The 26565-nt window shown below is 45.7% G+C and carries 16 protein-coding genes; 2 read left to right on the top strand and 14 right to left on the bottom strand.

Features of this window, described 5'->3' with window-relative positions; genetic code table 11:
• Nucleotides 1-26 precede the first annotated feature (26 nt).
• The 14 genes from B5D42_RS12380 to B5D42_RS12445 form a co-directional block, all read right to left on the bottom strand.
• The gene (locus B5D42_RS12380; RefSeq protein ID WP_078831833.1) at nucleotides 27-212 is read right to left on the bottom strand and encodes a DUF3606 domain-containing protein; all 186 of its coding nucleotides are present in this window, start codon (nucleotides 210-212) and stop codon (nucleotides 27-29) included.
• A 44-nt stretch (nucleotides 213-256) separates the two neighbouring features.
• Nucleotides 257-715, bottom strand: coding sequence for a PA2169 family four-helix-bundle protein (locus B5D42_RS12385; RefSeq protein ID WP_078831942.1), 459 nt, complete (start codon nucleotides 713-715; stop codon nucleotides 257-259).
• A gap of 56 nt (nucleotides 716-771) precedes the next feature.
• Nucleotides 772-978, bottom strand: a complete 207-nt coding sequence (locus B5D42_RS12390; protein WP_078831834.1) for a hypothetical protein — start codon at nucleotides 976-978, stop codon at nucleotides 772-774.
• 444 nt (nucleotides 979-1422) lie between these two features.
• A complete protein-coding gene (locus B5D42_RS12395) occupies nucleotides 1423-2157 on the bottom strand; it encodes a DNA-formamidopyrimidine glycosylase family protein (RefSeq protein ID WP_078831835.1) in 735 nt (244 codons plus the stop codon).
• A 10-nt stretch (nucleotides 2158-2167) separates the two neighbouring features.
• The gene (locus B5D42_RS12400; protein WP_078831836.1) at nucleotides 2168-3028 is read right to left on the bottom strand and encodes an SDR family oxidoreductase; all 861 of its coding nucleotides are present in this window, start codon (nucleotides 3026-3028) and stop codon (nucleotides 2168-2170) included.
• A 135-nt stretch (nucleotides 3029-3163) separates the two neighbouring features.
• Nucleotides 3164-3757 (bottom strand): DUF4142 domain-containing protein, encoded by a 594-nt coding sequence (locus tag B5D42_RS12405; protein ID WP_078831837.1) that lies wholly within the window; start codon nucleotides 3755-3757, stop codon nucleotides 3164-3166.
• A gap of 224 nt (nucleotides 3758-3981) precedes the next feature.
• A complete protein-coding gene (locus B5D42_RS12410) occupies nucleotides 3982-4197 on the bottom strand; it encodes a hypothetical protein (RefSeq protein ID WP_078831838.1) in 216 nt (71 codons plus the stop codon).
• A 20-nt stretch (nucleotides 4198-4217) separates the two neighbouring features.
• Complete coding sequence (locus B5D42_RS12415; RefSeq protein ID WP_078831839.1) at nucleotides 4218-4784, bottom strand: NADPH-dependent FMN reductase; 567 nt, start codon at nucleotides 4782-4784, stop codon at nucleotides 4218-4220.
• Nucleotides 4785-4788: 4 nt separating this feature from the next.
• Nucleotides 4789-13521 carry a GH36-type glycosyl hydrolase domain-containing protein gene (locus B5D42_RS12420; protein WP_078831840.1) on the bottom strand — a complete coding sequence of 2911 codons (8733 nt, stop codon included), beginning with the start codon at nucleotides 13519-13521 and terminating at the stop codon, nucleotides 4789-4791.
• A gap of 171 nt (nucleotides 13522-13692) precedes the next feature.
• Nucleotides 13693-14847, bottom strand: a complete 1155-nt coding sequence (locus tag B5D42_RS12425) for a sigma-54-dependent transcriptional regulator (RefSeq protein ID WP_078831841.1) — start codon at nucleotides 14845-14847, stop codon at nucleotides 13693-13695.
• Between the two features lie 85 nt (nucleotides 14848-14932).
• Nucleotides 14933-15664, bottom strand: coding sequence for a DUF72 domain-containing protein (locus B5D42_RS12430; protein WP_078831842.1), 732 nt, complete (start codon nucleotides 15662-15664; stop codon nucleotides 14933-14935).
• An 8-nt stretch (nucleotides 15665-15672) separates the two neighbouring features.
• Entirely contained in the window at nucleotides 15673-17736 is a 2064-nt protein-coding gene (locus tag B5D42_RS12435) for a hypothetical protein (RefSeq protein WP_078831843.1), read from the bottom strand.
• Nucleotide 17737: 1 nt separating this feature from the next.
• The gene (gene tamL, locus B5D42_RS12440; protein ID WP_078831844.1) at nucleotides 17738-20029 is read right to left on the bottom strand and encodes a translocation and assembly module lipoprotein TamL; all 2292 of its coding nucleotides are present in this window, start codon (nucleotides 20027-20029) and stop codon (nucleotides 17738-17740) included.
• A complete protein-coding gene (locus tag B5D42_RS12445; RefSeq protein WP_176112997.1) occupies nucleotides 20013-25016 on the bottom strand; it encodes a translocation/assembly module TamB domain-containing protein in 5004 nt (1667 codons plus the stop codon). Before B5D42_RS12445 ends, tamL begins: the two co-directional genes overlap by 17 nt.
• Before the next feature lie 167 nt (nucleotides 25017-25183).
• On the opposite strand from B5D42_RS12445, the gene B5D42_RS12450 reads away from it, so the two are divergent.
• The gene (locus tag B5D42_RS12450) at nucleotides 25184-25684 is read left to right on the top strand and encodes a hypothetical protein (protein ID WP_078831846.1); all 501 of its coding nucleotides are present in this window, start codon (nucleotides 25184-25186) and stop codon (nucleotides 25682-25684) included.
• Nucleotides 25685-25838: 154 nt separating this feature from the next.
• A complete protein-coding gene (locus tag B5D42_RS12455) occupies nucleotides 25839-26507 on the top strand; it encodes a porin family protein (protein ID WP_078831847.1) in 669 nt (222 codons plus the stop codon).
• Nucleotides 26508-26565 lie beyond the last annotated feature (58 nt).

Genomic DNA, 26565 nt, shown 5'->3' on the forward strand with positions numbered 1-26565 from the left:
TTTTTATTGCCTGATATATATATAAATTATTGTGCGGCCTGTTGCTGCATCAGCTGTATTGTTCTTGATATTGAATAACCGGTTTGTTCGAATATGCTTTTCAACTGCTGTGGTTCTATGTTGTATTTCCTGGCCCAGTATGCCACTTCTTTTGAAATGTTGAAATTAACCTGGATGTTGTTGCTTTGCCTTTCTTTATGTGCCTGTAGCATAAATATAAATTTATCTGTTAAACAATATCTTTTATTGACTTGAATTAAGCGGTAACTGAATCACGCAATGCTTTTACCTTATCGTGCGATTCTTTCAGTTCCTGTTTCTGACGTGTAATCAGTTCGCGCAGGTAGGAGGAAAGATCATCCGACTCCAGGGCGCTTCTGTACGCTTTCTGGGCAGCATCTTCACCAAATTCGCAGCTGTTGAGAACTGTTTGCCTGTCGTCTCCGGAAAACGCGGCTTTTACATCCATCCACGCACGGTAGATCTTACCGGTGGTGGTGGTGCCGCTTTCCATTTGTTCGCCCCGTGTCTGCACTTCGCTGCCCAGTTCATTGCGGAACTTGCGGCTCTGGTCTATCAGGGAAAGAAAAAGTGTATCGAGGTCTGCCTCTTTACCCCCAAGCTCTTTGATAGCTTTTTCATAACCTTCAATACGATCGTTATTGATCGCGATCAGATCATTCAGTATCTGGATATTTGTTTGTTTGTTTTCCATAGTTTTTCGTTTTTGTATACTTAAAACAGAAAATTCCCATGCCAGCAAAACAGGCTTTATTTTCTGCGCGGCTGTTGAGATGTTTTCATAGGTTGCCCTTTGCTGAGGTCTTTATTTCCCGTATTGGGGAATGACATTGAAATATAGTCGGTAATAAATACAGGCATCATATCCATATGGACAGGATTCTGTTTGCGAACCTGTTTGCCTGTATCAACTGCCATTGTACCGATGGCCTGGTTGTGTGAATGTGTTTGTTTCATAACAGCTGGTGATTAGTGAGGAATGTATAAACCCGGTATTCAAAAAGCACGCCATTGCTGGCGTCTGGCCAGCAATACTTTGCAGGTTACAGATACTAATTCCAATTCCGGCACTGTACTCACTCTTTCGCCGCTGATGCCTCCCGGAGGGAACTCAGCTCGGCACGATCCTGCTATTTCTAAAGCTGATTATAGTTTTCAACCTTCACGCGAGTGCCGGCATTTGCCGCTCAGGCCGCTGGGCCTCGTCTTTGCGCCAACGCTTCTTTGGCCTCTATCGAAATATGCTGCGCAGCATTTCGATTACCTGCACTGCCCTCGGTACCGAACCCAAAGAGGCATCTCTGCAAAGACTGGTTTGGATCTTTTGGTTAATGGTTAACCATACCGATCTCGCACTTTCGCAGCTGACGTCTCCCGGAGGTTCAGTGGTCACCTTCCTTTTTAGTTATACAATTTCTGACAAGTTGTACAATAAAAGCTTTGGCGTTTGCCTTTTCCGGTATTCGATTTATGAATGGGTGTATGGTCGCGGGGGCACTCTTTTTTGTGATAGGCTTGCCAGTGCGCTTTGAGTTCAAACTTCTTTTTCCATTCCAGAAAGAGAAAGCTGTAAGTCCTGGCATCCCTTATCAGCGCTTTCAGTAATTTATCCGGTATCGCGCCAACCCGGCTGCGCGGATCTATTTTATTCCGGAACAGTATTTCGTTCTTGATGATATTGCCTACACCTGAAAAGATCTCCTGGTTCAGCAATGCATCACAGATCATGCTATTGCTTTGTTCCTGTAGCTTTTTATACGTTTTGACGGAGCTCCATTTTTCATTCATCACATCGGCACTCCAGTCGTACACTTCATCAAGATCCTCATCTATCATTTTTACTGCACAGGTATAGAAGTTCATTTCGCCGTTACTGAATTTCAGTGAGAGCCGCGGCTGCCGATCTTCCTTCCTTTCATTGATCGTATAAGTACCGAACATAAGCAAGTGTACTCGGATGGTGGTTTTGGCAAACCTGATGAGGTAATGTTTGCCCCAGGTAGCAATTTCTTTCACTACCTGGTTCTTTACCTTCTCGATATCAGCTTTTGCAGTACCGGAGACTGCCAGTACTTTTTTGCCTTTGAACTTTTCAGTTTTTTCTTTCAATATAACAAGACTCGGACCTTCGGGCATAGCTCATTCTTTATCCGTTAACAATTTCTCCCCCGTTGGGATGTAATACCTGGCCACTCATATAACTGCTGCCTGTGCTTGCCAGGAAGAGATAAGATGGCGCCACTTCTATAGGCTGGCCCACCCGGCCAAAGGGGCTTTTAGAACCATGTTTGCTTGTTTTCTCTGCACTGAATGAAGCAGGGATAAGCGGCGTCCAGATCGGACCGGGAGCAACAGCATTAACACGGATACCCTTATCTACCAGATTGGATGCCAGGCTCCTTGTAAAGGCAACAACTGCACCTTTACTGGCAGAATAGTCAAGCAGTTCAGGGCTGCCGCGATAAGCCGTTACAGAAGCGGTATTAATAACAGATGCGCCTCTTTTCATATGCGGCAATGCAGCCCTGGTGAGGTAGAACATGGAAAATACGTTTACGGCAAAGGTTTGCTGCAGATTTTTGGTAGTTACATCTTCCAGGCTTTTTTCATCGTGCTGAACAGCCGCATTATTGACCAGTATATCCAGCTGTCCGAATTGCCGGATAGTTTTAGTGATTACTTTTTTACAGAATGCCTCATCACTGATATCCCCGGGCATCAGCATGGCTTCACCTCCATAACCCTCAATGATCTTTTTTGTTTCCCTTGCATCTTTATGCTCGTTGAGGTATACGATCATGATCCGGGCTTTTTCTTTCGCAAATAATATTGCCACAGCTTTCCCGATGCCACTGTCGCCCCCGGTAATCACTGCCACTTTCCCCGAAAGCATGCCGGATGGCAGATAGGTCTTATCGTCTACCAATGGCCGTGGATCCATTACCTGTTCAGATCCCGGCAAGCGCTGCTTTTGCGGCGGCTGTTTTTTATTTGCCTTTTTTGCCATTGTTTCTTTTCAGGGGAAAAACAAAAAAACATGCCTGTGATAAAATCATTTTTGGGGAAATTGTTCTGCAAAAAAATCCCCGCACATTGTGCAGGGACCTTGTATTTAAAACGACCATCGGAATTTGCGCAGGGATTATTTCATGCTCTTTACCTTATCGTTGGTGGCTGTAGCCGCATCGAGGTGCTTGCGGAGTTCAGGCAATGTGGTTGTGAACCAGCCTTTGATATCCGCGTCGCCGGCATCCTGTGATGCTTTTTCATACATGGAAACCGCGTCTTTGTGGTCACTTACCACCCAGTCAGTATAATCTTTATCGAATTTTACTTTCTTTTCTTTTGTCATTTTAGACAGCTTATCGTTCTGTGCCGGTGTGATATCGGTAGGCAGGCTCACCTGTTTGGCAGTAGCGAGGCTGCGCAGTTGTTCGCTCATACTGGTGTGAGCCTGGAGTACCGCATCGGCCAGGGTAATGGCATCCTGTGTAACTGCATATTTTTTGGCAGTATCTGCAACCCTCACTTCATAGAGACTTGCTGCATATGCGTCTACGATATACTGCGCATCTTTCTCACTGGGCTTATCAAATTTTGCTTCATTTTCTTTTTCTGCTTCTTTTTTGGAATTCTCTTCGGAATTGCCGCAGGCTGTCATCATTAAGCAGGCAGAAACAATAGCCATCAGCGGCAAAAATGCGTTTCTGAAAGATGGGAAGAAAGTCTTTTTCATACTTTAAATTTTAGTGAAATGAGTTTAAAGTGCGTTTTAAATTATCGTGCCATATCTATGAAAAAAAGGAGGGACATGGCGTTAACCAGGTCCCTTTAATTGCTCTTTTTTCCATTTCCGGTATCCCCGGAGCAGGAAGCGGATTTTTGTGAATTGAATCGCAACCGATCCTGTAAGAGACTGTTATTCTTACAGAAAAAAACATGCCATCATTCATCCGGGCACTAACTTTTCTTGTTCGAGGCGCCCAGTAAAACCAATACGCCTGCGAAAACTGCCACACCACCTGTATAAACCGGCCAGGTAACGCTTTTTCTTTCTTTCTTGCTGATCTCAACAGAGCCGAGGTCTACCACTTTTTTTTCCTGCGTAAAATTGATATTGCGGAAAAAGATCATGAATACACCAGCCGCAATCAGGATAATGCCCAATGCTTTCATAAAAGATGTTTTAATATAGGTTATGCAATACTGTTTTTACGAATGTGATCTGTCAGCGCCGCAAGCTTTTTCTTTACCATTTCGATGGCCGTTTCATCTGTGAGTTTGCCTGCTGTGAATTTCTTTTCGGCTCCCGCTACCAGCACTTCGGGTTTATAGATCACAGGCATGGCCAGTGTTAGAAAAAGCGGCTGGAAGGCAACCTGCATTCGAACCGTTCCCCAGAGGCCGGGCGTTGCCCCCATTAAGGCTACAGGTTTTTTGATAACAGGGGAATCTTCTCCACGCGAAGCCCAGTCCATCGCGTTTTTCAGAACACCCGGGATAGAATAATTGTATTCAGGTGAAACGATCACCAGCCCCTGTGCCCGTTTCAATCCTTCGCGGAAAATATTTACAGGTTCTGGTCTCTGCTGCACAGCTGGAACATCAAGATCGCCATTGTACAACGGAAGATCACCGATAGGCAATATTTCCATCGTTACATCTTCCGGCAACAATGTAGCTGCGGTGCGCAGTAATGCCGTATTGAAGGAATCTTTCCTGAGACTGCCGGAGATCCCTGCCAGCCTTATTTTTGTTTCCATATGCCTAACCTGTTTTTACAATGATGGAATGTGCTTTCTGATCGTTGATCAATTGTATGCTGTTTCCCGGTTGCTGTTGCTCATCTGCCACAACGTTTACCCTGCCTTTGCCTGCGGATCTGTCTTTTATGATCTTTATTGCAAAAACCGTGTCCTGGTATTTATACTGTACTGCTACTTCAGGCCAGCTATCAGGAATGCATGGATTGAACACCAGCCTGTCACCTTCTTTCCTGATACCCACCAGCCACTCGAACAACAGCTGGTACATCCAGCCTGCAGAGCCGGTATACCAGGTCCAGCCTCCCCGCCCCTTCTGGCCAGCTACTGCGTAAACATCTGCGGCGATCACATAAGGTTCTGTTTTATATACATTGGTCTCTTCAGGTGTTGTAGCGTGGTTGACAGGATTGATGAGCTGGAAAAGTTCCCACACTTTATCTGCATCGCCCAGCGCAGCAAAAGCCATCACCAGCCAGATTGCGGCATGGGTGTACTGACCGCCATTTTCCCGTACGCCCGGCACATAACCTTTGATATAACCGGGATTAAGCGACGATTTATCAAAAGGCGGATCAAATAACTGTATGATACCCGGATCTTTCCGCACCAGGTAACGGTAAGCTGATTGCATTGCCTGCACGGATCGTTCTTTGGGCGCCGCACCCGACAGCACTGACCAGCTCTGCGCAATGGAATCAATTTTACATTCTTCATTCCCTGCAGAACCAAGCGGAGTACCATCGTCGAAATAAGCACGCCTGTACCACTCTCCATCCCAGCCGTTCTTTTCAATATCCTCCCGCAGCGTTTCTGCCTTTTCACGGCATTCGGCTGCAAATGCAGTATCATTCCTCGAATCAGCAAGATCACTGAATTTCAGGAGTATATCATATAAGAGAAATGCAAGCCAGATGCTCTCTCCTTTTCCGTGTTCGCCCACTTTGTCCATGCCATCGTTCCAGTCGCCCGAACCCATCAGGGGTAAACCATGCTGCCCGAAACGCAGGCCATGTTTCACAGCACGCACACAATGTTCATACAGTGACGCAGTTTCTGCCGATCTTGCCGGCATATCATAGTAAGATTCTTCATTTACATTCAGCGGTCGGCCTTCAAGGAAGTACACGGATTCGTCAAGAATGCCTGTATCGCCCGTATGCAGTACATATCGGCAGGTTACAAAAGACAGCCAGAGATAATCATCAGAACAGGTTGTACGAACGCCTCTTCCAACCGGCGGATGCCACCAGTGCTGCACATCACCTTCCCTGAATTGCCGTGATGCGCAAAGCAGGATCTGTTTGCGGACGAGTTCAGGACGGATATGCATGAGCGATAAAGTATCCTGCAACTGATCACGGTAGCCAAAAGCTCCGCCCGACTGGTAATAACCGCTTCGTGCCCATAGTCTCGATGCTATGACCTGGTAACTGAGCCAGCCGTTCCCCATCAAATTTACAGCCGTATCAGGTGTATCTATACGAACAGTTTCCAGGGTTTCCTTCCAGTATTGCTGCATGCGCGCAAAAGAATCACGCATCACGTTTCCGCCTTTTACCTGTCGTATGAGTTGCAGTGCATGGCCCATATCATTTCCTGCACCGATACGGAAAATGATCTCCCGCTCCTCTTCTTCTTTCAGGTCGAATACAGCCTGTATCACGGCACAGGGATCGAGTGCAGCACCGGTTTTGCCAGAAAGCTTTGACCTGTTCATGGCGTCGGGATTGGCAAGTGTACCGTTACGGCCGATAAATTCAGTGCGGTCTGTTGTAATGGATTTGGATTGCTCATCCGTATCAAAGAATGCTACACGATTACCCCATTCGGTGTTATAAGCATTACGTGCCAGCAATGCACCGGTTGCGCTATCCGCTTCTGTGATCACATGCATGACGGATCGCGGCCGCAGCTCTCCCAATACCCATTCCATATAACCGGTAGCCGATAACCTCCTTAATCTTCCTGAACGATTGTGCAGTTTCAGCACAATATATTTAACCGGCAGTTCGGGATCAACATGAACACGCATGGATGAAATGATCCCGTCTTCCGTATGTTCAAAAATGCTGTAACCGAAGCCGTGCCGGACGGTATAATGCGATTTGCTTTTTCTCGGCAATGGTACCGGCGACCAGAATCTGCCGCTCTCTTCATCCCGCAGGTAAAATACTTCACCGCCTTTATCACTCACAGGATCATTGTTCCAGGGCGTTAACCTGAACTCATGGGCATTCTCAATCCAGGTATATGCCTGTCCGCTCTCTGAAATGACCGTTCCGAATTGCGGATTGGCGATCACATTCACCCATGGTGCCGGTGTGGGGCTGTTGGGCATGATATTGATCACATACTCTTTCCCGTCTTTGGAGAAGCCCCCCGTTCCGTTAAAGAACTGCAGGTCTTTAACAGGTAATGCCGGTGTACTTAATGTTGGATAGATCTTGCTTGGCGTAAAATAAGGAATGATGGTACGCAGCTTATTACGCCGGTTCAGCTGTTCTTCAAGACTGCCAAGGCTATCCGATATCACTATCCTTGCCACCGACTGGAAGAGAATGCGATCTTCTACGGAAAGTTGTTCCGCAGAACGTATAAACACACCACCTGGTTTATCTTTCATATCTGCAGCAACGCCCGGGGCGATTAAAGCCAGTATTTCATTCTGCAATTCCTGCCGGTAACCACCATGGTCTTCATTCCAGATCACAAGATCCACCAGCAATCCTTTCAGGCGCCAGTACGCATGCGCCTGCACCATTTGCTTAACGAGGCCGATGTTATTCTGATCTTCTATCTGTACCAGTACAATCGGAAGGTCACCTGAAATGGAAGAACTCCACAGACCCGACTGGCCACGTCTGTTCTTTGTAATAATCGCTGCATCTGCACGAAGCGATGGATTTGCATAGATCACGGAACTGGCAAGCCTGCCATATAACTGTGCGTCTGATTCCATGGCGTTGATCTGGCGGAGTATAACCTGGCTATGCGTCCAGGCCAGTTCAAATGCACGGTTGGCAAGGTGTTTATCCTGGTATTTCTCAATCAGTCCGTTTGCCAATTCTCTGGTATCGCCCATACCATATACCATATCCACCACAACGGTTTCCAGTGGTTCAATGATGATGCGGTATTGGATCGCGATCACGGGATCCAGTACCGAGCCCTGCGATCCTGATAATGTTCCGGACTGTGTAACTCCCAGCGGCTGCTGAACGGTATTCCCGCGTCCTATAAAACGGCTGCGGTCAGTTTCATAGCTTACATGTGCCACTTCAGCATCGTGCACTTTCATCAAATGGAACATGAACGGCGTCTGTTCCTTTACAGATCTCGGCCTGCGGCTACAGATGATCGCATGCCGGGGCTCAACAATTTCCGTTTGTACAAACAGGTTACTGAATGCAGTGTGAGCAGCATCAGCAACAGGCGATGCCAGTACAACTTCCGCATAACTCGTGATTTCTATATACCTGCGTTTTCTCGACCTGTTGGTGATATGCACACGCCGCAGTTCCACATCATCTTCCGGAGAAACAACGATCTCCGTATGTGTTTCAATGGAATGATCCCGTCTGCGGAATTCGGCACGACCCTGAGAAAAGACCACTTCGTAATTCTCACCTTCCTGCAGTACCGGCTGGTAAGAAGAGGACCAGAGCTGGTTATTATCAAGATCGCGGATATAACAGAATGTACCCCAGTTATCACAGGTGCTGTCTTCCCGCCAGCGGTTCACGGCAAGCCCTTTCCATCTGCTATAGCCACCACCCGAATTGGTTACCATTACTTCGTAACGGCCATTGGATAACAATTGCACTTCGGGCACCTGTGTATTCGGCGTATTGATCACACGCATCGGCAGGTCGGTTTCGATAACCATGCTGCTGTCGGCCACATGTATACCCGGAGAGTAGAATGTGGTGATACGAGGGATCCTTTCCTGCAGTAGTAATAATGTGGATTTGAAATGAACATCTGACACAAATCTTTTCTGCATCGGCTGATCGAGCAGCAGGTAAGCGAGCGACAGGAATGCCATGCCCTGGTGATGCGCCATGAATGAATTGATCACCACATGCGATTTACCTCTTGGTAATCTCGCTGCTGTATAATCAACCGCTTCAACAAAACCATAACGTCTTTCAAAACCTTCTTCGCGCATCACCTGTAAATTCCTGTATGCTTCTTCAGGGTTCACCATCAGCGCCATTATTGTTGCATAAGGCGCTATCACAAGGTCTTCTGAGAGGCCCCGTTTAAAACCACTTCCCGGCACACCGAACGCTTTATACTGGTAATTCATGTGCGTATCGATCATATTATATCCCGACTCGGAAATGCCCCATGGTATATTTCTTTTCCGGCCATATTCAATCTGTTTAAGGATCACACCTTTATTGGTCTGATCGAGCAGGGTATTTTCATAACCAGGCATCACCAGCAGGGGCATCAGGTATTCAAACATGGAGCCGCTCCAGGACAACAGCATCGGCGTTACGCCCTCATTCGTAAGCTGCCTGCCTAAAGCGAACCAGCTTTCCTGCGGTAGTTTTCCCTGTGCGATAGCAACAAATACAGATAAACGTGCTTCAGAGGCGAGCAGATCATAATAACTGTGGTCCCGTCTGTTCTCATCTACATTATAACCGATTGCGAGCAGGTGCTGTGAAGAATCATAAAGGAATGCATACTCCATATCGGCGAGCCCTTCACATTCACCAGCCAGTCTTTCTGCCATCAGTATGGTTTCCTTGGCACGTCGTACCGCTTCCGTTATACCCGTACGCAACCTGTCGAGCCACTCTTCTTCGGCAGCGGTGTTATTATCAGAATAATAACTATCGATCACCGGCAGGATCTGGTGTTCCATTCTTGCCAGTTCACGCAGTGTGGGTATCTGTTTCAGAACATCCGGCTCTTCAAAACCTGATGGTGGTTCCGGCAGTAATACCCAGGGCATGAAATTGTACAGTTCATTTTTGATCTGTATCAGCTGCCTGTCCAGCCGTCCCGTCCATTCTATCGCAAGTTTATCGTTCGTCTGTTCGATCGATGGTTTCAATTCATTTACAGCCAGCTCCATTTTATCGATACACTGGCGGTATTGCGCAGGGTTTTCAGGGCTGCGCAGGCAGACATTATCGAGCTGCTCTCTGAAAAGCTGGATGGGGAAATGCGCGGGCTGAAGTTCCAGTAATACATTTACGGTATCTGTCAGGCCTTCAAATATTTTTTTACGGATCACTTTTTCATCTCCCAGTGCCAGTAATCCCTGTCTTAAGGTAATAAGATGACCGGCAAGGTTTCCGCTGTCTACAGTGGATACATACCGCGGATTCAGCGGCTGAAGGGTTTCCGTGTCATACCAGTTGTAAAGATGGCCTTTGTATTTTTCCATCGCCTGCATGGTACCGATCGTATGCGTACAGCGTTCGATCAGACTGGTAGCTGTGATATAACCAAAATCATATGCCGTCAGATTTGCCAGCAGTGACAGACCTATATTTGTTGGCGATGTTCTGTGCGCAAGTCTTTCTACCGGCTCTTCCTGGTAATTATCAGGCGGCAGCCAGTTATCAGCTGCAGTGATAAAGGTTTCGAAGAAAAACCAGATCTTCCTGGATAATCTCCTGAGATATCTTTTCTCGTCCGCAGAGATCACAGCCGCTTCTTCTTTTACCGGCTTGCTGATAACCCATACGATGAAAGGAGCTACGGCCCACGCAAATATTACCGGGAAAGCGAAGATGAGTGTGATCGGATTCCACGCAGCCACCCAATACAATACACCGGCTGCGGTAAAAGGAGAAAACCACATGGCTCCGTATGTCTGCAGCAGGTTTTTATCAACTTTATTGATAGGGCTTGAAGACGGATTCCATTCCAGCAGTTTTTTCCCGGTGATATACATTCGCCATAACGTAACCAGTATTGCGCTTGTATTTATATACACTTCGTAAGGAAGTGTGGCCAGTGACAATAATGTCTGTACCCAGTTATCTTTTGCAGAACGTATTGTATAATTGATGTGCTGCCAGATATTGATGTCTTTGGGCTTACGCGCTGCTTCCCATATAAAACTGATCACTGCCGGGAGGAACAGGATGCCTAAACACATCAGTGTCCAGGTAACAGGTTCTGCGTATAACCAGCCCAGGATGAACAGCAACAGCAATGAGAAGGGAAACAGGCTTCTGCGCAGGTTATCGGCGATCTTCCATTTTGCAAGTGCGGATAACGGATTCCGGATGTATTTCCCTCTGGCATCAGGCACAACAGGCAGCAGCCAGGTTGCGATCTGCCAGTCGCCGCGGATCCAGCGGTGCCTGCGTTTCATGTCGGCACTGTACCGGGACGGGTATTCTTCATACAACTGCACATCACTCACTAATCCGGAACGTGAATAACAGCCTTCGAGCAGGTCATGGCTGAGTATGCGGTTGGGCGGAAAACGATCACCGAGAACTTTTTCAAAAGCATCGATTTCATAAATGCCTTTACCGATAAATGAACCTTCGTGAAAAAGATCCTGGTATACATCGGATATGGTTCTGGTATAAGGATCGGTACCGGGTTCATTGCCATGTATCCTTGTATAAACAGAACTTCCTGCAGCCGGCAGGCTGTTGGATACACGGGGCTGAAGAATGGTATAACCTTCCGTTACGCGTTTCTTTTTTTGGGAATATACCGGCCTGTTGAGCGGGTGATCGATGGTTCCTACAAGACGCCATGCGGCATCCCTCGGTAATTCCGTATCGGTATCCAGCGTAATAATATAACGGATGGAATCAAAATAAGATTCATCCGCTATAATCACTGAAAAAGCGTCTCTTGATTTCCCCCGCAGCAATTCATTCAAATGGCCGAGTTTACCGCGTTTCCGTTCATAGCCCATCCAGATCTTGTCTTTTGCATTCCAGGTACGCGGGCGGTGAAAAAGAAAAAAGGTATCGTTTGTTGGCCGGTCGTATTTCCTGTTCAGCTGTATGATCCTGCTTCTTGCCGCATGCAGGAGGGCTTCATCATCCGGCATATGTTCGCGGTCTGCATCATTGAAATCGGTCAGCAATGCAAAATGCAGGTTAGCGTCGCGGTTGGCGAGGAAGCGTACTTCAAGATCTTCTACCAACTGGTCGAGTGTTTCCATGCTGCTGAGCATTGTGGGTATCACTACCATGGAACGCGCACTCTCCGGGATCCCTTTTGAGAAGTCCATCCGCGGCAGCAGATCGGGCTTTGCAAGTATGGTGGACAGCCAGTTTACAAGCGATATAGATAACTGGCTGGTTGCAGTTATCACCGGCAATGAGATCAGCAGGTAAACCCAGCTGCTCCATTCGGGTGTATAGATCTTATACATGAACAACCAGCCCATCAGCAGTGTAAGTATGCTGATGATACCTGCGTAGAATACTAACGGAACCCTGTTGAAAAAGCGACGGCATTTCTGCCAGAACGTGAATTTCATTCCCACTAACCGCTCCAGGCGACGCAATCCTTTACCGGTCAGGAAGTAACCAACATGTGTTGTACGGATATCCGTGCTTCCTGCCACATAATTATCATTGGCCAGTTTTAAAGCAGTAGCCGCTACCTGTTGCTCAGACAATGTACTGTGCTTGGCCACCTCTTCCACCGCATGACGGTAATTATCACGGGTGAAAAAATCCATATGCGGATATATTCCGGTTGCATCCTGCCGTAATAGTTCCTCTACTTTACTGGTTTGTTCAACAAATTCACGCCAGTCGTTCGTACTCAGGAAACGAAGACTGCTGATGCTGTTACTGATAGACACCTGGTCTGCCGCCTGTTTCTGGTTTTCGATCTGTACAAGCTCAGTGCTCGTAAGATTGTTTTCTGACAAGCGTTGTTCCACCCAGCTTAAGGGCAGTGCCAGCACCGGACCCTTACCCTGTAATCTCCTGATCAGTTCCGCAACAAAAGAACTTTCCATGGGCGGATTTGACCTTGCCATATCCGCTATCACCAGTACAAGGTCTTTGGGATTGTTTTCCACCGCGTTGGTCATTGCATCGGCCCAGCGGTCGGCGAGGCTTTTGTTCGTAATATCAAATGCGATCTTGATGGCAAGACGGCGAAGGTTCTCCAGCAATGCCAGCCGGAGCATAATTGGTATAGCCCAGAGCTCTCCTATCTTTAAAGGCGTTACTTCCTGGTATGCATGAATAAATGCACCAAGGCTTGACAGGTCGATACGGCCATCCGTATGCGATATGATCTCCACTGCAATATCATACACCCGCGGCAAACCTTCAGAAGGCCCCCGCTGCAGTTGCGGCAGACCTTTACTGTATCCTTTGGGTAAATGTTTTTTACCGGTATGGATCTGTTCTTCTATCAGGTAGAAATTATCCAGCAGCCATTCGCCGGCCGGAACAATACGTTGATTTTCCTTGATCGATTCAGTCAGCAGTTTATGTACATCCAGTAATACGGATTCATTATCTGCAAGTCTTTTCAGCAACTGTTCCGAAGGACTGCCGGATATGAGTACATGTGTTTTTGCAAGATTGCCCGCATAATCGGCGAGTTGTTCAACAGAAAATAATTCAGAACGCAGCGGTGTTTGTTCGCCCGCATATTTTTTCACAAGGTCATCGCCAAAAAAGGGAGTAAGAATGCTTTTTTTTATAGATTCGATGGCATGTGGCAGTATTTCAAGAATATCTTTTTGCTGGCTTTTCCTGTTCCTGACTTTCATTGAATTGCTTTTACGTATCTGATAAACTTACCGGATGCTTCCTGTAAAAAAGATCACCCTTCTTACCTAAAAAACAGTACCAGCCTTTGTCATTGAAAAAGCATGCATGTTCCTTACGGAAATTCATTTAAAGATGGAGTAGAGATAAAATGGGGAATTATATACCCAATTTTATTGTTTGATCATGACTGAATTTTTTGCTGCGGTTACCAGTTCAGCGGGGAGTGATCCGGGAGTTATTTCGTTAGTCTTCGTAGTTACAACTGCTTTATTGATCACATTTCTCAGTTCATGAAGATTTCCCGGCCAGCTGTAATTTTCAAAAAGAGGTATAACATCGGCGGAAAAACTGATGCTTTCTTTTTCCGCATCTGTGATGGCCTGCTTCAAAAAATGCTCTGCAAAAACCATAATATCATCCTTACGTTCTCTCAGCGGCGGGACTGAAATATTAAAGTCATTAAGCGTATAATACAATTCATCGCTGAATTTTCTTTTGCGTACCGCTGTCCATACACTCTCGTTACTGGATGCAAGAATACGTACATCAAAATCTGCATTCCTGTAACCATTTACTTTCCCTGTTTGCTTTACACTGAGTACTGCAGCCTGTGCAGCAGGACTTAACATAGTTACGTCATCCAACAATAAAGTGCCGCCGTTGGCGATATGAAAACTGCCCTGTTTGTCTGCAAAAAGCATGTCCAGCTCGCTGGAGCCGGACAGGGTGTTACAATTCACGATCACAAAGGGTTTGCGGCTGCGTTTGCTTCTTTTATGTATTTCCTGCGCAGCCACTTCCTTTCCGCTTCCGCTCTCACCATAAATGATCACATTGTGTTCGGTTGGAGCAACAAGGTCGATTTGTTTATTGAGTGCATTAAAACTGGTTGTTTTTGCATCCAGATGTTTGCTTTGTTTTGTAGCTGCCGACTTGCCCGTGCGGGCCATATCATCCTGCTTCTCCGCGGCCTCGATGGCTCTTTTGATCGTGGCTTTCATTTCCTCCATCAGGAGTGGTTTTGCTACATAATCGAAAGCGCCGAGTTTGATGGCATTCATGGAAGTGAGGATATCGCTGTAACCGGTAATGATGATAAAAGGGAGGGTAGATTTTTTTTCTTTGGCGATTTTAAGGATTGCCGTTCCTTCCATATCACCTAACTGCAGATCGCAGATCACAAGGTCAGGCAATGACTGATTCAATGCCTGCATGGCATCCTTCCCGCTATGCGCTTCTGTTACGATATAACCTTCACGTGTAAGGAACCTGTTTAACAGCAAACACATATCCATATCATCATCTATCAGTAAAATTTTTTTCATATCCTTTCTTATCCTGTTGTATCGTAAAAAGTAGCAGCCTGGAGGTTAGCTCATAAAATGAAAAAACTGTGCCAGTTGAAGGCGGTTAAACCAGCAGTTCCCGGATGTATTTCGCGTTATCAACAGCCGCCACAGATGCCGTATTATTGAAATATAAATACACCAGTTCTGTTTCAGACTGCTTGTGCCGGATTGATGCAGCTATTTTTTGCATGAATGCATCGTCATAGGATGAATAATATAATTCAGGGGTTCCATGAAACCTGTAATAGATCACCGGTGCCGTTTTAATCAGTTCATCCGGGAGGGTCGGGTGGCTAATGCCGCAGAACACAATACCAGCCTCTTTGCATGCAGTCATTACTTCAGAATTCCACCAGCTGGCATGACGGAATTCCACAACATTCATAAACCCGCCTGAAAGATTTCCGATGATATGCTCCAGCCGCTCGGGCGTAAAAGAATAAGAGGGCGGTAACTGGAAAAGGATACAGCCTGCTTTTTCGCGTAGCCCTTCCGACACGAATGAATAAAACTCATTCAGTTCAGTTTTTACATTTACAAACTTGCGGTAATGCGTAATCAGGCGCGGCGCTTTTACTGAAAAGGAAAAATGATCCGGCACGGTGTCATACCAGCGCTGGAACAACTGGGTGGATGGCTTACGGTAAAAAGTCATGTTGATCTCTACCGTATTGAATACAGTTGCATAATAAGCCAGCCATTTTGTTGCTGCAAGCTTTTCGGGATAAAAACGATTCTTCCATTCCTTATAAGAAAAACCTGAACAACCTGTATAAAAAACGGAATTCTTCATGTTCGTTTTTACTTAATAGTCATCACTGTATTTTTAACTCCTTCGAAGATCGATTTCCAGACCAGGTTAAAAAATGATTTGTATACATCTCTTTCAAATGTATAGGCCTGCGGCTTTGTTGCGCGATGATTATTCCTGACAATACTGTTCGCAAGAAAACTCATAAACTCTTTTTTTTCCAGGCTGTCACGGTCGTCTTTCTTAAGCAGGTCCACTTTCAGGTCTTTGTAGGTGAAAAGCATGTCTCCATGACTTTGGGTATTATTTCCATTGATTGTAAACTGCATCAGTTCGTTATAACCGGATCTGATACTGGCCATACTTAAAGGGTTAATAACCGGGTTCAGTTTTGTAAGATCCATTCCTTCCAGTGAACCTTGTATCGTGAAGCTGCCGTTGGTCGTATTTACCGGGAGCTGCCATTCACATTTTATCTTACCGGATCTTTCAAAAAGCGCTTCTGCTCTTACCAGCATCACCGGGTCTTTTTTCAGCAGCTCGGGCATATTCGTAACATGCTGCACAGTGGCGTTCACATTTGTAAAATGAACAGCACCCATTAATCCGCTTTTTGCTGCTTTTTCTTCATAGGTTACTGTTGAATTCTTCAGTTCGATCATGGGGATATTCCAGACGGTTTTACTTTTCCCGATCAGCTGATGCGGATAATTACCGATACGTTTAATACTGTCCATCCGCAGGGTTTTGTCATTGTACACTTTGAAATCCAGCTGCAGCCTTACCATTTTTGCAGTGATCGTTCCTTTTACAAGTGCAGGAAGATCAAACCCGGCCGCAAACAAATCTTTTATATGGATATTATACAGGTCTTTCTGCATCCCACGCTTAGCCAATGCTGCCCTGGTGATCACGGGATTCACATCCAGTGTTGCAACTGAAAGCCCTGTATTTCCATCATAACGGATATTCCGGATCACTGTCCGGTGTATGCCTTTTGCCGGACCGACACTTATCTCTTTTACGTCTGCTGTAATTGGTCTTGATACAATATATCCTGCGAGGTCTTTCACTGTTCGGTCAATCTGAACGTTGCGCAACAAAAGATCCGCTTCAGTTACATTGATTCTACCGCCCTTTGCATTATGTATATTGAAATTTCCCTTTTCAATGGTCAGCGAATCAACGATCACAGAGGAGAAGACTGCCGGCAGCCTGAAAGGCTTGTTGCCATTACGTCGCAACTTTCCTCCTGTTCGGATATCGGCTCCGGTGATATTGAGGCGACGGCTTTTGAACTGCTGATGGTAAACAAAAAGATAAGGATCGAGGCCCGTAAATGTGGTGCGTGCGACCTTTATTTCCACAGCACCGCCGCCTTGGTCTGTAAGACTATCGAAAGCGAGATAACCGGCTGCCGACTTGTAGATCACATTATTAATCTTCCAGTTATCATTACCGGCTTCCGTCACTTTTACATCTGCCTGTTTCACAAAATAGGACATGATGTTCCGGTAACTATGCGCACTGTCTACCAAAAGGTTATCCATGCGCGTACTGATTCCCAATGCACTGAATGTGGCTTTTCCTGCCGTATCCCTTACCACTACATTTCCATTCCTGATACTGATATAACCTGCTTTCACATGTTCGAAACGACCAGTGATCCTTTGATATAATTCAAGTGTATCGTTTTGCTGATCCGGTTTTGTGCTCTTCCACCTGCTGATCATGATCACCGGGTTTTCAAGTTCTATTCCCTTTACTTCAAGTGATGTGTTTGTAAGTAAATCCAGCGACGCAAGACCGAGAATGGTGAGTTTGGCTACATGTACATCCATTGTTACTGCCGGCAATTCTCCCTTGCTCTGTAAAGCTTTCAGTCTGCTGCTGTCTATCCGCAGGCTTACATTATACAGGAAGGCATTCCCATTCACTTCATCCAGCTCGGATGAATCATACGATAATTTGTACAGGCTATCCGTTTTATTCTTCACCACATTTAAAACGGCCTGTTTCACAATATCCTTCTTACGTGTCGTCCACCAGAAGATCCCGCCTGATAGGAGCAGTACGAGCACAATGACCCAGATACTTCGTTTTTTCGTCATCATATCAGAAAGGATAACTTATACCGATGTTATAGACAATATTGTCGCGTCTCCAGCCTGAGTTGAAAATATCGATATCGCGTATCACCCATTCCTGTCCTCTCGGCAGCCAGGGTTTGCGCAACGGTGCAGCTACATCCAGCCTGATGATCAGTATAGTTACATCGAAACGTAGACCAACACCTGCATCTACTGCTATATCTTTCAGGAAGCTGCTTGTCAGCTTACTTCCGCCGCCATAGATCAGCGTGTCTTTGGTCCAGATATTTCCGGCATCTGCAAATACGGCGCCTTTAAGCTTGCCTGCAATCGGAAACCGCAGTTCCGAATTCAACTCAAGTTTGTAATCACCACCCACCTGCGGAAGATATGCCTGCTGAACGGCTGATGTCAGTATGCGTCCAGCGATCTGCCTCGGACTGAACCCGCGCAGACTGCTCGAGCCGCCGATAATATATTGTTTGGAGAATGGAAGAAATGACGAGTTACCATAAGGAAAACCCGCCCCCAGGATAACCCTGTTTGCAAGATAAAGGTCATCACCCAGTTTACGGGTATACCTGAAATCCAGATCCAGCTTTGCGTATTGTGCATAATAAGCGCCAAACAATTTGGCAGAATAAGGCACAGCTGCTTTATTAACCAGTCCGGCTATATTACCTGCTGCTTCAGCATTCCCATTGAAATAGAAAATGTTTTTGGCATTCGGATTGACGCTGTTGAAAACGAAATTGTAAAATGAACCTACGATCAGTTCCGGCAGACTGGTATACCGCAAGGATGGCAATTGCGCCAGCTGGTTCAGGAATTCATCCGTTGTATTGGTGGTATTGTTATAAGTAATGCTGACCGGCCCTAGTGTATGTTCTTTGTTTGGCGATTCTTTCCAGGTAAGATCATACTGGAACCTGAAAAAGTTCTTGGTATACAGACTTTGCCGGCGCATCCATTCATAACTGACAGAGAACCTGGTTTTTGGCGGGAAATAATTGCTTTCCCTGATACGGAAAGGGGTAACAAAGCGTGGAAAAAGCAACGACACTTCCCCGCCCAGACGGTAGTTACTGTTTCCGCGTAAGGAATCAACGGAAGAGCTTTCAAAAGATGTGTAACCCTTAATATTCAATTGCTCTGCACCTCCGAACGTATTCCTGTTCTTCCAGTTTACATTCAGCTGGCCACCTGTAAATGAATTCGATTTTGTAAAGCCACCGATCTCTGCGTTGATCGTTTTCTTTTTCATCGGTGTCAGATAATAGTAGACATCAAGGTAGCGTGAGTTATTGCTGTCGCGGCTGCCTTCATACCTGCTTTTCACAAATTTGAACAGCCCCATATTGATAAACCTGTTAAGGGTTTTATTGTGTTCCTTGATATTATACAAAGAATCGGAACGGTATGTAATAGATCTTACCAGGGCTGAAGGTTTGATACGATTCATTGTATCGCGGATATAAATACCATCATATTCCAGCAGTCCGCGTTTTGAGGTATCCGGCGGTGGTTTCAGCAAAGTATAATTAGGGAAGACCGTTATCCTTCCGATACGCTGTGGCAGGTCCGCAGCAACAGGTATACTGTCTTTCAGCCGCATAAATATATTCACCTGATGATTACCGGCAGAACTGTCGATCCAGCCTTTGATATAATCCGGACTGAAATAATAATACCCTTTTGTTTTCAGGAACAGGTCTGTTCTTGTCCGCTCCGCTTTTACATTATCCAGATCGAACTGATCTTTTTTCCTGAGATAATTCTCTTTTTCATCCATCCTTGAAATATCTGTGCTGATCTCCTGGTTACTGTCGAGCACCCATTGCACATGATTAATGGAATAAGGCATGCCAAGTTTTACCGTGTAATTGGCTGTTACTTTATAGCCTTTCACAGTTGTATCCCCTTTGGCGGTTGTTCTGAAATATCCTTTATTTTCAAGATATGCCGCAAAACTTTCACTGGTAGCTTCGGTGTTAACCACGGTGCTTAAAACCGGAGGTTCACCGAACTTGTTGCGAAGCCAGTATTTAAATCCCTTTTGTTTCTTCGGTTCGCCGATCGCATACCAGAACCAAACCTTATACGGAAATCCCAGTATCATTTTATTTTTCCTGGGCAGTGTTATTTTTTTGAGCTGGCTTTTAACCGAACCGGTTTTGGCTTTATTATCGTCCTCCTTCTCTATGGTATATTTTGCCCCGTTATACAACTGGGTACCGGCAGGCAGCTTGCGGCTGACATTGCAGGCACAGAACATGACCAGGCAGGCAAATAATATATATTTAGCGTTCTTTTTCATTATCGTTCTTGCGGTTCTTTTTCTTTTTCAATTGATTAAAAATCTGCCTGAATTTCACGTAATCGAGGCTGATGGAGAATGCCACCCCGGTTTCAACGAAATAACCATCCAGAATCGCTTCATATTGGGTTCTCCTGTAAGCCTTCAGCATGTACCTCCCATTCCTGGATAACTTATAATTGGTTGTAATATCCGGCAGGAAAGAAAGGTTTGAATTATTCTGGCTTCGGGCGAGCGGATCTTCACCGTCTACCGTGAAGTTCTTTCCCACCATAACAGAAAGCCTGTCGTCGAGAAAACGTTTGCTGAGTGCAAGGTTCAGATCTGTACGTTGTGTTGCGGTTGCATAATCATCTACTGATTTCAGGTTTACATCAATATCAACCCCTTTGATCAGATCTGCAGCCAGCTGGTTTACCACTTCAGATAAAAACCCGCTCACACTTGCCCTGATCATTTCTTCGTTACTGTTGTTATTGCCACTGCCAGCGAAAAAGTCTTTACTCTGCTCGCCGATAAACCTGTTCATTACCAGCAATGCAAATACCTGTTTGTTCATAGACGAGGCATCATTCCGGAGCTGCGCCAGTTTATTCTCGATGGTAGTAGAAACAGTACTGTTGATACCGGCTACGCCCTCTTTCAGTTTGATATCGAATTCAAGCCGGGGTTCCGTAACAGGCCCTTTCACTTTCAGGATTACCTGGAAGGGAAACTTCTGCCTGTAATTAGCATTATCAGTGCCGCCGCTCTCGATTTCGTTACCGATCAGTTCCAGTGGTTCGGCCTCCATTTCGTACATCGCGGTAATATTGGCTTCAGCCTCCCTGGGATCTCCGCTGAACATGATCGTGCTACCCTCCTGCAACTCAAAGCGCCTTCTCAGAAACTGGTAATTCAGCTGGTAACTTCCTGATGTTAAGTTATAGGCGCCAGTCAATGCCACTTCGCCATTTGGTGTAACACCCGCATTCAGCTGGGCCGATCCTTTAACGATCAGTTCATCCCTTGTTGCCGGGTCTATGATCACACTCAGCTGCGCATTCGGGTCGATCTCTATATTGAGGTTATAATTCAATGCAAACGTAGTTGTCTTTTTCTTTTCGCTTACATCTTCTACTTTACGGATATCCGGTATTGAATCGAGGTCTATAAATTCGATAACACCTTCGCGGTCTTTCAGTGCTGCAGCTCTTGGCTGACGTGCATAGGTAATACTGGACTCATCTCTTAACCGAACATTACCGTTGATATCGGGTGTTGCGAGCGGACCTGCGATGGTTGCATCCACATTTACGATAGCTGTACCATAGATTTCATTATTGTCAACAGCCGTATTATTTACCGCAATGAAATTCCGTGCGTTGAGCGAAAGATCTGTGGTAAATCCGCCTGCGGCTTTTGCGTCCTGCCGTACAGTACCATCGACCTGAAAAGTGTGATCTGCCGAATCCCTGATCGTGAATTTGTTGAAGCGGATTTCAGGCGAAGAAAGTGTGATCTCCTGCTTATCAATTTTCAATACGGTTCCATACTGCGCAAGGGATGTGTTTACACTGTCGAATCGCAGCTTTCCGCTCCACGACAAATCACTTACCGGCCCCTTTATGGTGAGCGGACCTGAAACATTTCCGCCGGAACGTGCAAGCGTTCCGGCACTGAATGCTTCAAAAGTTTTTACTTTTACAGGATTCAGGTTAATACTTGCATCCAATTGGCTGGCTGTATAACTTCCTTTAAGATCAACATTGTTGCCGTTACCTGTTAAGCCACCATTGAAATTGACACCATCAGCACCGCCATTTGCCGTGATAGCGATATTACCTACATCGATCTTGTTGTAAGTAAGACTATCTACTTTTATGGTGCCGTCTATCGTAGGGATTTTATTACTGAAATTCTCTGCACGCACATTCACATCCAGTAAACCATTCACCGATAGTGAATCCTGATCCAGGATCCCGGCGATATTGGATACCCGGAATTTACTGATCTCAACTTTCAGTGGTGCGCCTAAAACTGCCGTTTCACTATTTGCACTGAGCCGTTGAGCGCCATTGGTAATTTCCAGCTGGCTGATGTTAAATCCTTTCGACCCCAGTACAATCCGGTTGTCTTTTCTTACGTTCCAGTTGTTGTAATTAAGGCGCAATGTATCGCCCAGTGTAAGCGCGTAATTATCGTTTTCCTTATTCCCGCGCAGCGATATGCGATACCGCTCTTTCCCGGCTGCGTCATGTGTGAGCACAGATGCCTGCGCAAAACGGTTACTCAGTTCTCCGCTTGCGGTTGTTTTGTATAGCAGCAGTCCTGCTGCCTGGATAGTATCCGCAACTACAGCAAGCCTGAGCGAATCATTAACAGCCCGGATATCCGCCTGGAGGGCGCTGACTACATTGGATTGGTATTTCAGATAAGGCACCGATGCTGTAACATAAAATGAGCTGTCGGCATTTCTTGTTACCAGCTCGCCCGTAACATGGATATTCTTGTCGAAAAACAAGCCGGGCAACAATACGGCATAAACAGGGTTAGGTTTAACATCTGCCTGCATGCTGATGCTGGTGTTGGCGATCGATGTGGTATCGATCTGTATGCTGTCCCTGTATTTGTTTACATATGCTGTGAGAACAGCCGGGAGCTTTGTATAATCGAATTCTCCTTTCAGGCTTGCATCTGCAAGATCAGAACGCAGGGTTATAAACGTAAGACCACTGTCCCTGAAACCTTTTAGTACAAGGCTGTCAAGGTAGATCTGCTGAGAGCCGCGGTAAATCCTGGTAGTGTCTAATCTTGCATGTACATCCAACGCACCGGGATCTGCGTTGTTCAGCGTAATATCTGCTTCAGACTGTATCCGCAAAGAATCCTTTGTTAAACCTAATCCTGTCAGATCTGCATTTCTTACATCGAGGCTCGCTTTACCGGAAGGGTATTTGCGGGTTACATCTGCAGTTCCATCGAGTGAAAGATCGAGCAGCGGGTCGGCAGAATTTGCCTTAATCGCATATAGTCCGTGCCTGCCGTCAATATCTGCTGTGAAAGCCTGGTAATCGTGTTCCATTAAGCGGAATGAACGAAAATTGATATGTGATGTAATAGATGCCGTTTTATAATCCGTTCCGCGTCCTTTTACTACAACGGTTCCCGTAAGCGGCCCCAGCAGTGAATCTTTTTTGATCCATTTTCCAGTTTCCAGTTTTTTCGCCACCAGCTGCATGTTGTATTCCATAGCAGCCGGCTTGTCGAAGCCGGCCAGCATGCCTTTTATCTCTGCCTCGCCATAACTGCTTTGCAACCTGAGATCGGGACGCACTACAGACATATTGCCATTCACATGGCCGCTTACGGAAAACACGGGCGGCAGATCGATCTGTTGTGTTGAACCTTTATTCACCCAGGGGCTGATCAGTTCACGCGTTGCGATGAGGCGATGTATTTCAGCATCATACTGCAAGCGTTTTGTATCCAGCGGATGCTTCAGCTTCCCGGTTATAAACAGCTGCAGATTTTTATTATTGGTCTGCAGGCTGAGTGCGCGGACATTCAGCTGTTCCCGGGTTCCGGAGATATCACCGTTGAGATAAATACTGTTGAATGCCGCCAGTTCTTTCCGGTATTTTGCTGCAAGCCCGGGAGCAAGCATGAAGAGATCTGGCTTTGACAAGACTGTATTTTTAATGGAAATCTCATTATTCTGCAATGAAGCATCCTGCCCTTGCAGACTGCGCGGGTAAACCAATGCTGTGGCAAACAGTTTTGAATGAGGTGTGATCAGCTTTGCACCGGCGATCGCTATTTTGCTGCTATCCATTCCGAAGTTTCCCTGTAAAGTGTCGAGCACAAAACCGCTTCTTTCCCTGAAGGAGATGCGAGAGATATCTGCCTTCATATTACTGCCTGCATAATAAATACCTTTCGCATGCACCAGCAGGTCTTTCAGCAGCAGATGATTATAATCGATAGCGGTTGACTGTACCTTACCAGTGCCGTTATCAAAGGCAACCTGGTTACCTTTCAGATCAAGCTGATTTACCTGCACCAGCATGGAACCCGTTGAAAGGGCAGTATCTTTTACTGTTTTTCCGGCAACCTGCTCTGTCTGTACTGCTCTTTGTACGAAAACAATATTGCTGCTGTCGAGGGCGGCTTTATCCACCAAAAACATACTCCGGTTAAGATCGGCATCGAGTTTACCAAGTGCGAGATAACTGATGATATTATTGCTTACAAAAGCCGGACTGTTCAGATTAAATGCACTCTTCCTGACCGTAAAATCCTTCACTTTAACAACAGGCATAGCAGTGGAAGAAACTGTAGCTGCGGTATTTGCGGTTTCCTCGGTACCTGTAGCAGCGCGCTGCTGCATATTAAAATAGGTATTCTCGATTGAACCTTCCTTCACCGCGTATACCTGTTTCTTAAAATCAATACTGTCTATATCAAAAGCCACAGATCCGATCTGAGCGGTCATTTGCAGACCGCCGCTTTCATCAAGCCAGCTGAAACGCGAGCCCCTGATTTCTATTTTCCGTAAAGTGAGCGCGAGGGCAGATGTATCTTTCTTTTCCTGCGCAACAGGTTCTTTACTCGTAAAAGCGTCGATCAGGAACTGGTAATTGAAGGTAGTGTCGGCCTGCTTCTTCGTAATATATGCATATAACTGATCCAGTTCGATCCGGCGAACATCGTATTCACCTTTGATCAGGCCCAGCATACGAATATCAACACGGATCTTCTTACCCCATAATAGTGTATCACCGCGCAAATCCTTTACAAATACCCCGTTCAGCTCAACCCATTTTGGCAACAGATAATTCACACCCCCGATATGAAACTCAGTTTTGGTTTTTCCCGACAGGAATGCTTCCAGTTTATTCCTGACTATTCTTTTGGCAAAACCCGTGTGCAACAGCAAAATGACCAATACTACAAATGCAATTAGTGCTGAGAAAAAGATGAGGATTCTTTTTGGCCATTTTTTCATATTCCCCTGAAATGCTAAAAACATACCAATATATGGGTATCTATTTCTTCCAATTTAACCACCAGGAAATTGCTTCTGGGCAAATAATTCCCCAATGCATAATTGTCTGCGTTTGGCAAAAAAACGGTACAGAATTTTCTTGATATTTTTTAACAAACACTTTGGTTATGCAGTACAATTCATTTTCATTCATCGGCGATAAGATCCGCAACCTGGGTACCGCAGTGATGCATTGTCATAGCAACCAGGTCCTCAGAATAAAATCTGCCGTTATAGATACAATACATGTTGACGAAACAGGCAATGTCTGGTTTCATATCGACAAACCGGAACAAAGCGTTAACGAATTCGACAGAGAATTTCTTGTGGGCCTCAATTATTTCAGAAAGGGTTCGCCCTATTACATCAATGTGCTGGGCGTGGCCAGGATCATGATAGAGCCGGAAGAGATCGCGCAAAGCATTGAGGCGCTTGAAAAAGAAGTGACACCTCCTGCCGGCAAAGTGCTGCTGAAAGTAAGGATCAGCAACGTAAACTATTACGGAAATGATACAGAGCCCGGAAACGGATTTATAGACAGGATCAAAAATATGATCTCACACTGGTTCATGCCGCATGGATATAATTACAAAAATCTGTATGGCGAAGGATCCAATCATTACGCATAACTTCCCCAACAATAATTACCCGCTATATATCCAGGCCATTTCCCCACGGAAATGGCTTTTTCATGAGGAACATGTTACCCGATCTATTCTGAATCAGCACATTATCCATCAGGCATTCTTTTTTTACAGTCAGTTTTAAATTAAACCAGAGATTATGAAAAAGATTGTAATGAAAAAAGCCTGGGTAATGATACTCTCCGTTGTAACCAGTTTTACCGCGGGCAGCCTTTTTGCCCAGGAACAGCAAACAAGTTATGAAAGCCGTCCAACACCAAAGCTCGGCGTTAAAGGTGGTATTAACCTCACCAATTTATACGTGAATGATGTTAAGAATGAGAACATGAAAGTAGGTGGTACTTTCGGTCTCTATGCAAAACTTCCCGTTGCCAGAGGAGTTTCCATTCAGCCGGAGGTACTGTATTCCATGAAGGGATCGCAGCTTGAATACAACAATGTGCTCGGTAGCGGTAAATATCGCTTCAACCTCGATTATATCGAGATCCCGGTAACTGCCGTATTCAACATAGCGCAGAATTTCAGCCTGCACGCAGGTGGATATGCTGCCTTCCTTACTTCCGCTAAAATCAAAGACGTAGACAATAACGGTAATATCAATGGGGTTACCACCCTTAACAGGGAAAACTTCAGGGGAACCGACTTCGGTCTTGTAGGTGGTGTCGGATTCGATATCGGCAATGCTACACTCGGCGCCCGTTACAGTTATGGCCTGCAGGAAATCGGCAAAGACAATAGTCTGAGTGGTCAGTTGACCAGGGACTCTAAAAACAGTGCGTTTTCATTTTACATTGGGTTTGGATTTTAAGGTACAAAACGAAAAAGGGCCGGATGGCCCTTTTTCATTTATACATCTATTTACCTAA

Origin of the sequence: Sediminibacterium ginsengisoli (genome assembly GCF_900167075.1) — a bacterium.
GTDB classification, from domain to species: Bacteria; Bacteroidota; Bacteroidia; order Chitinophagales; family Chitinophagaceae; genus Sediminibacterium; species Sediminibacterium ginsengisoli.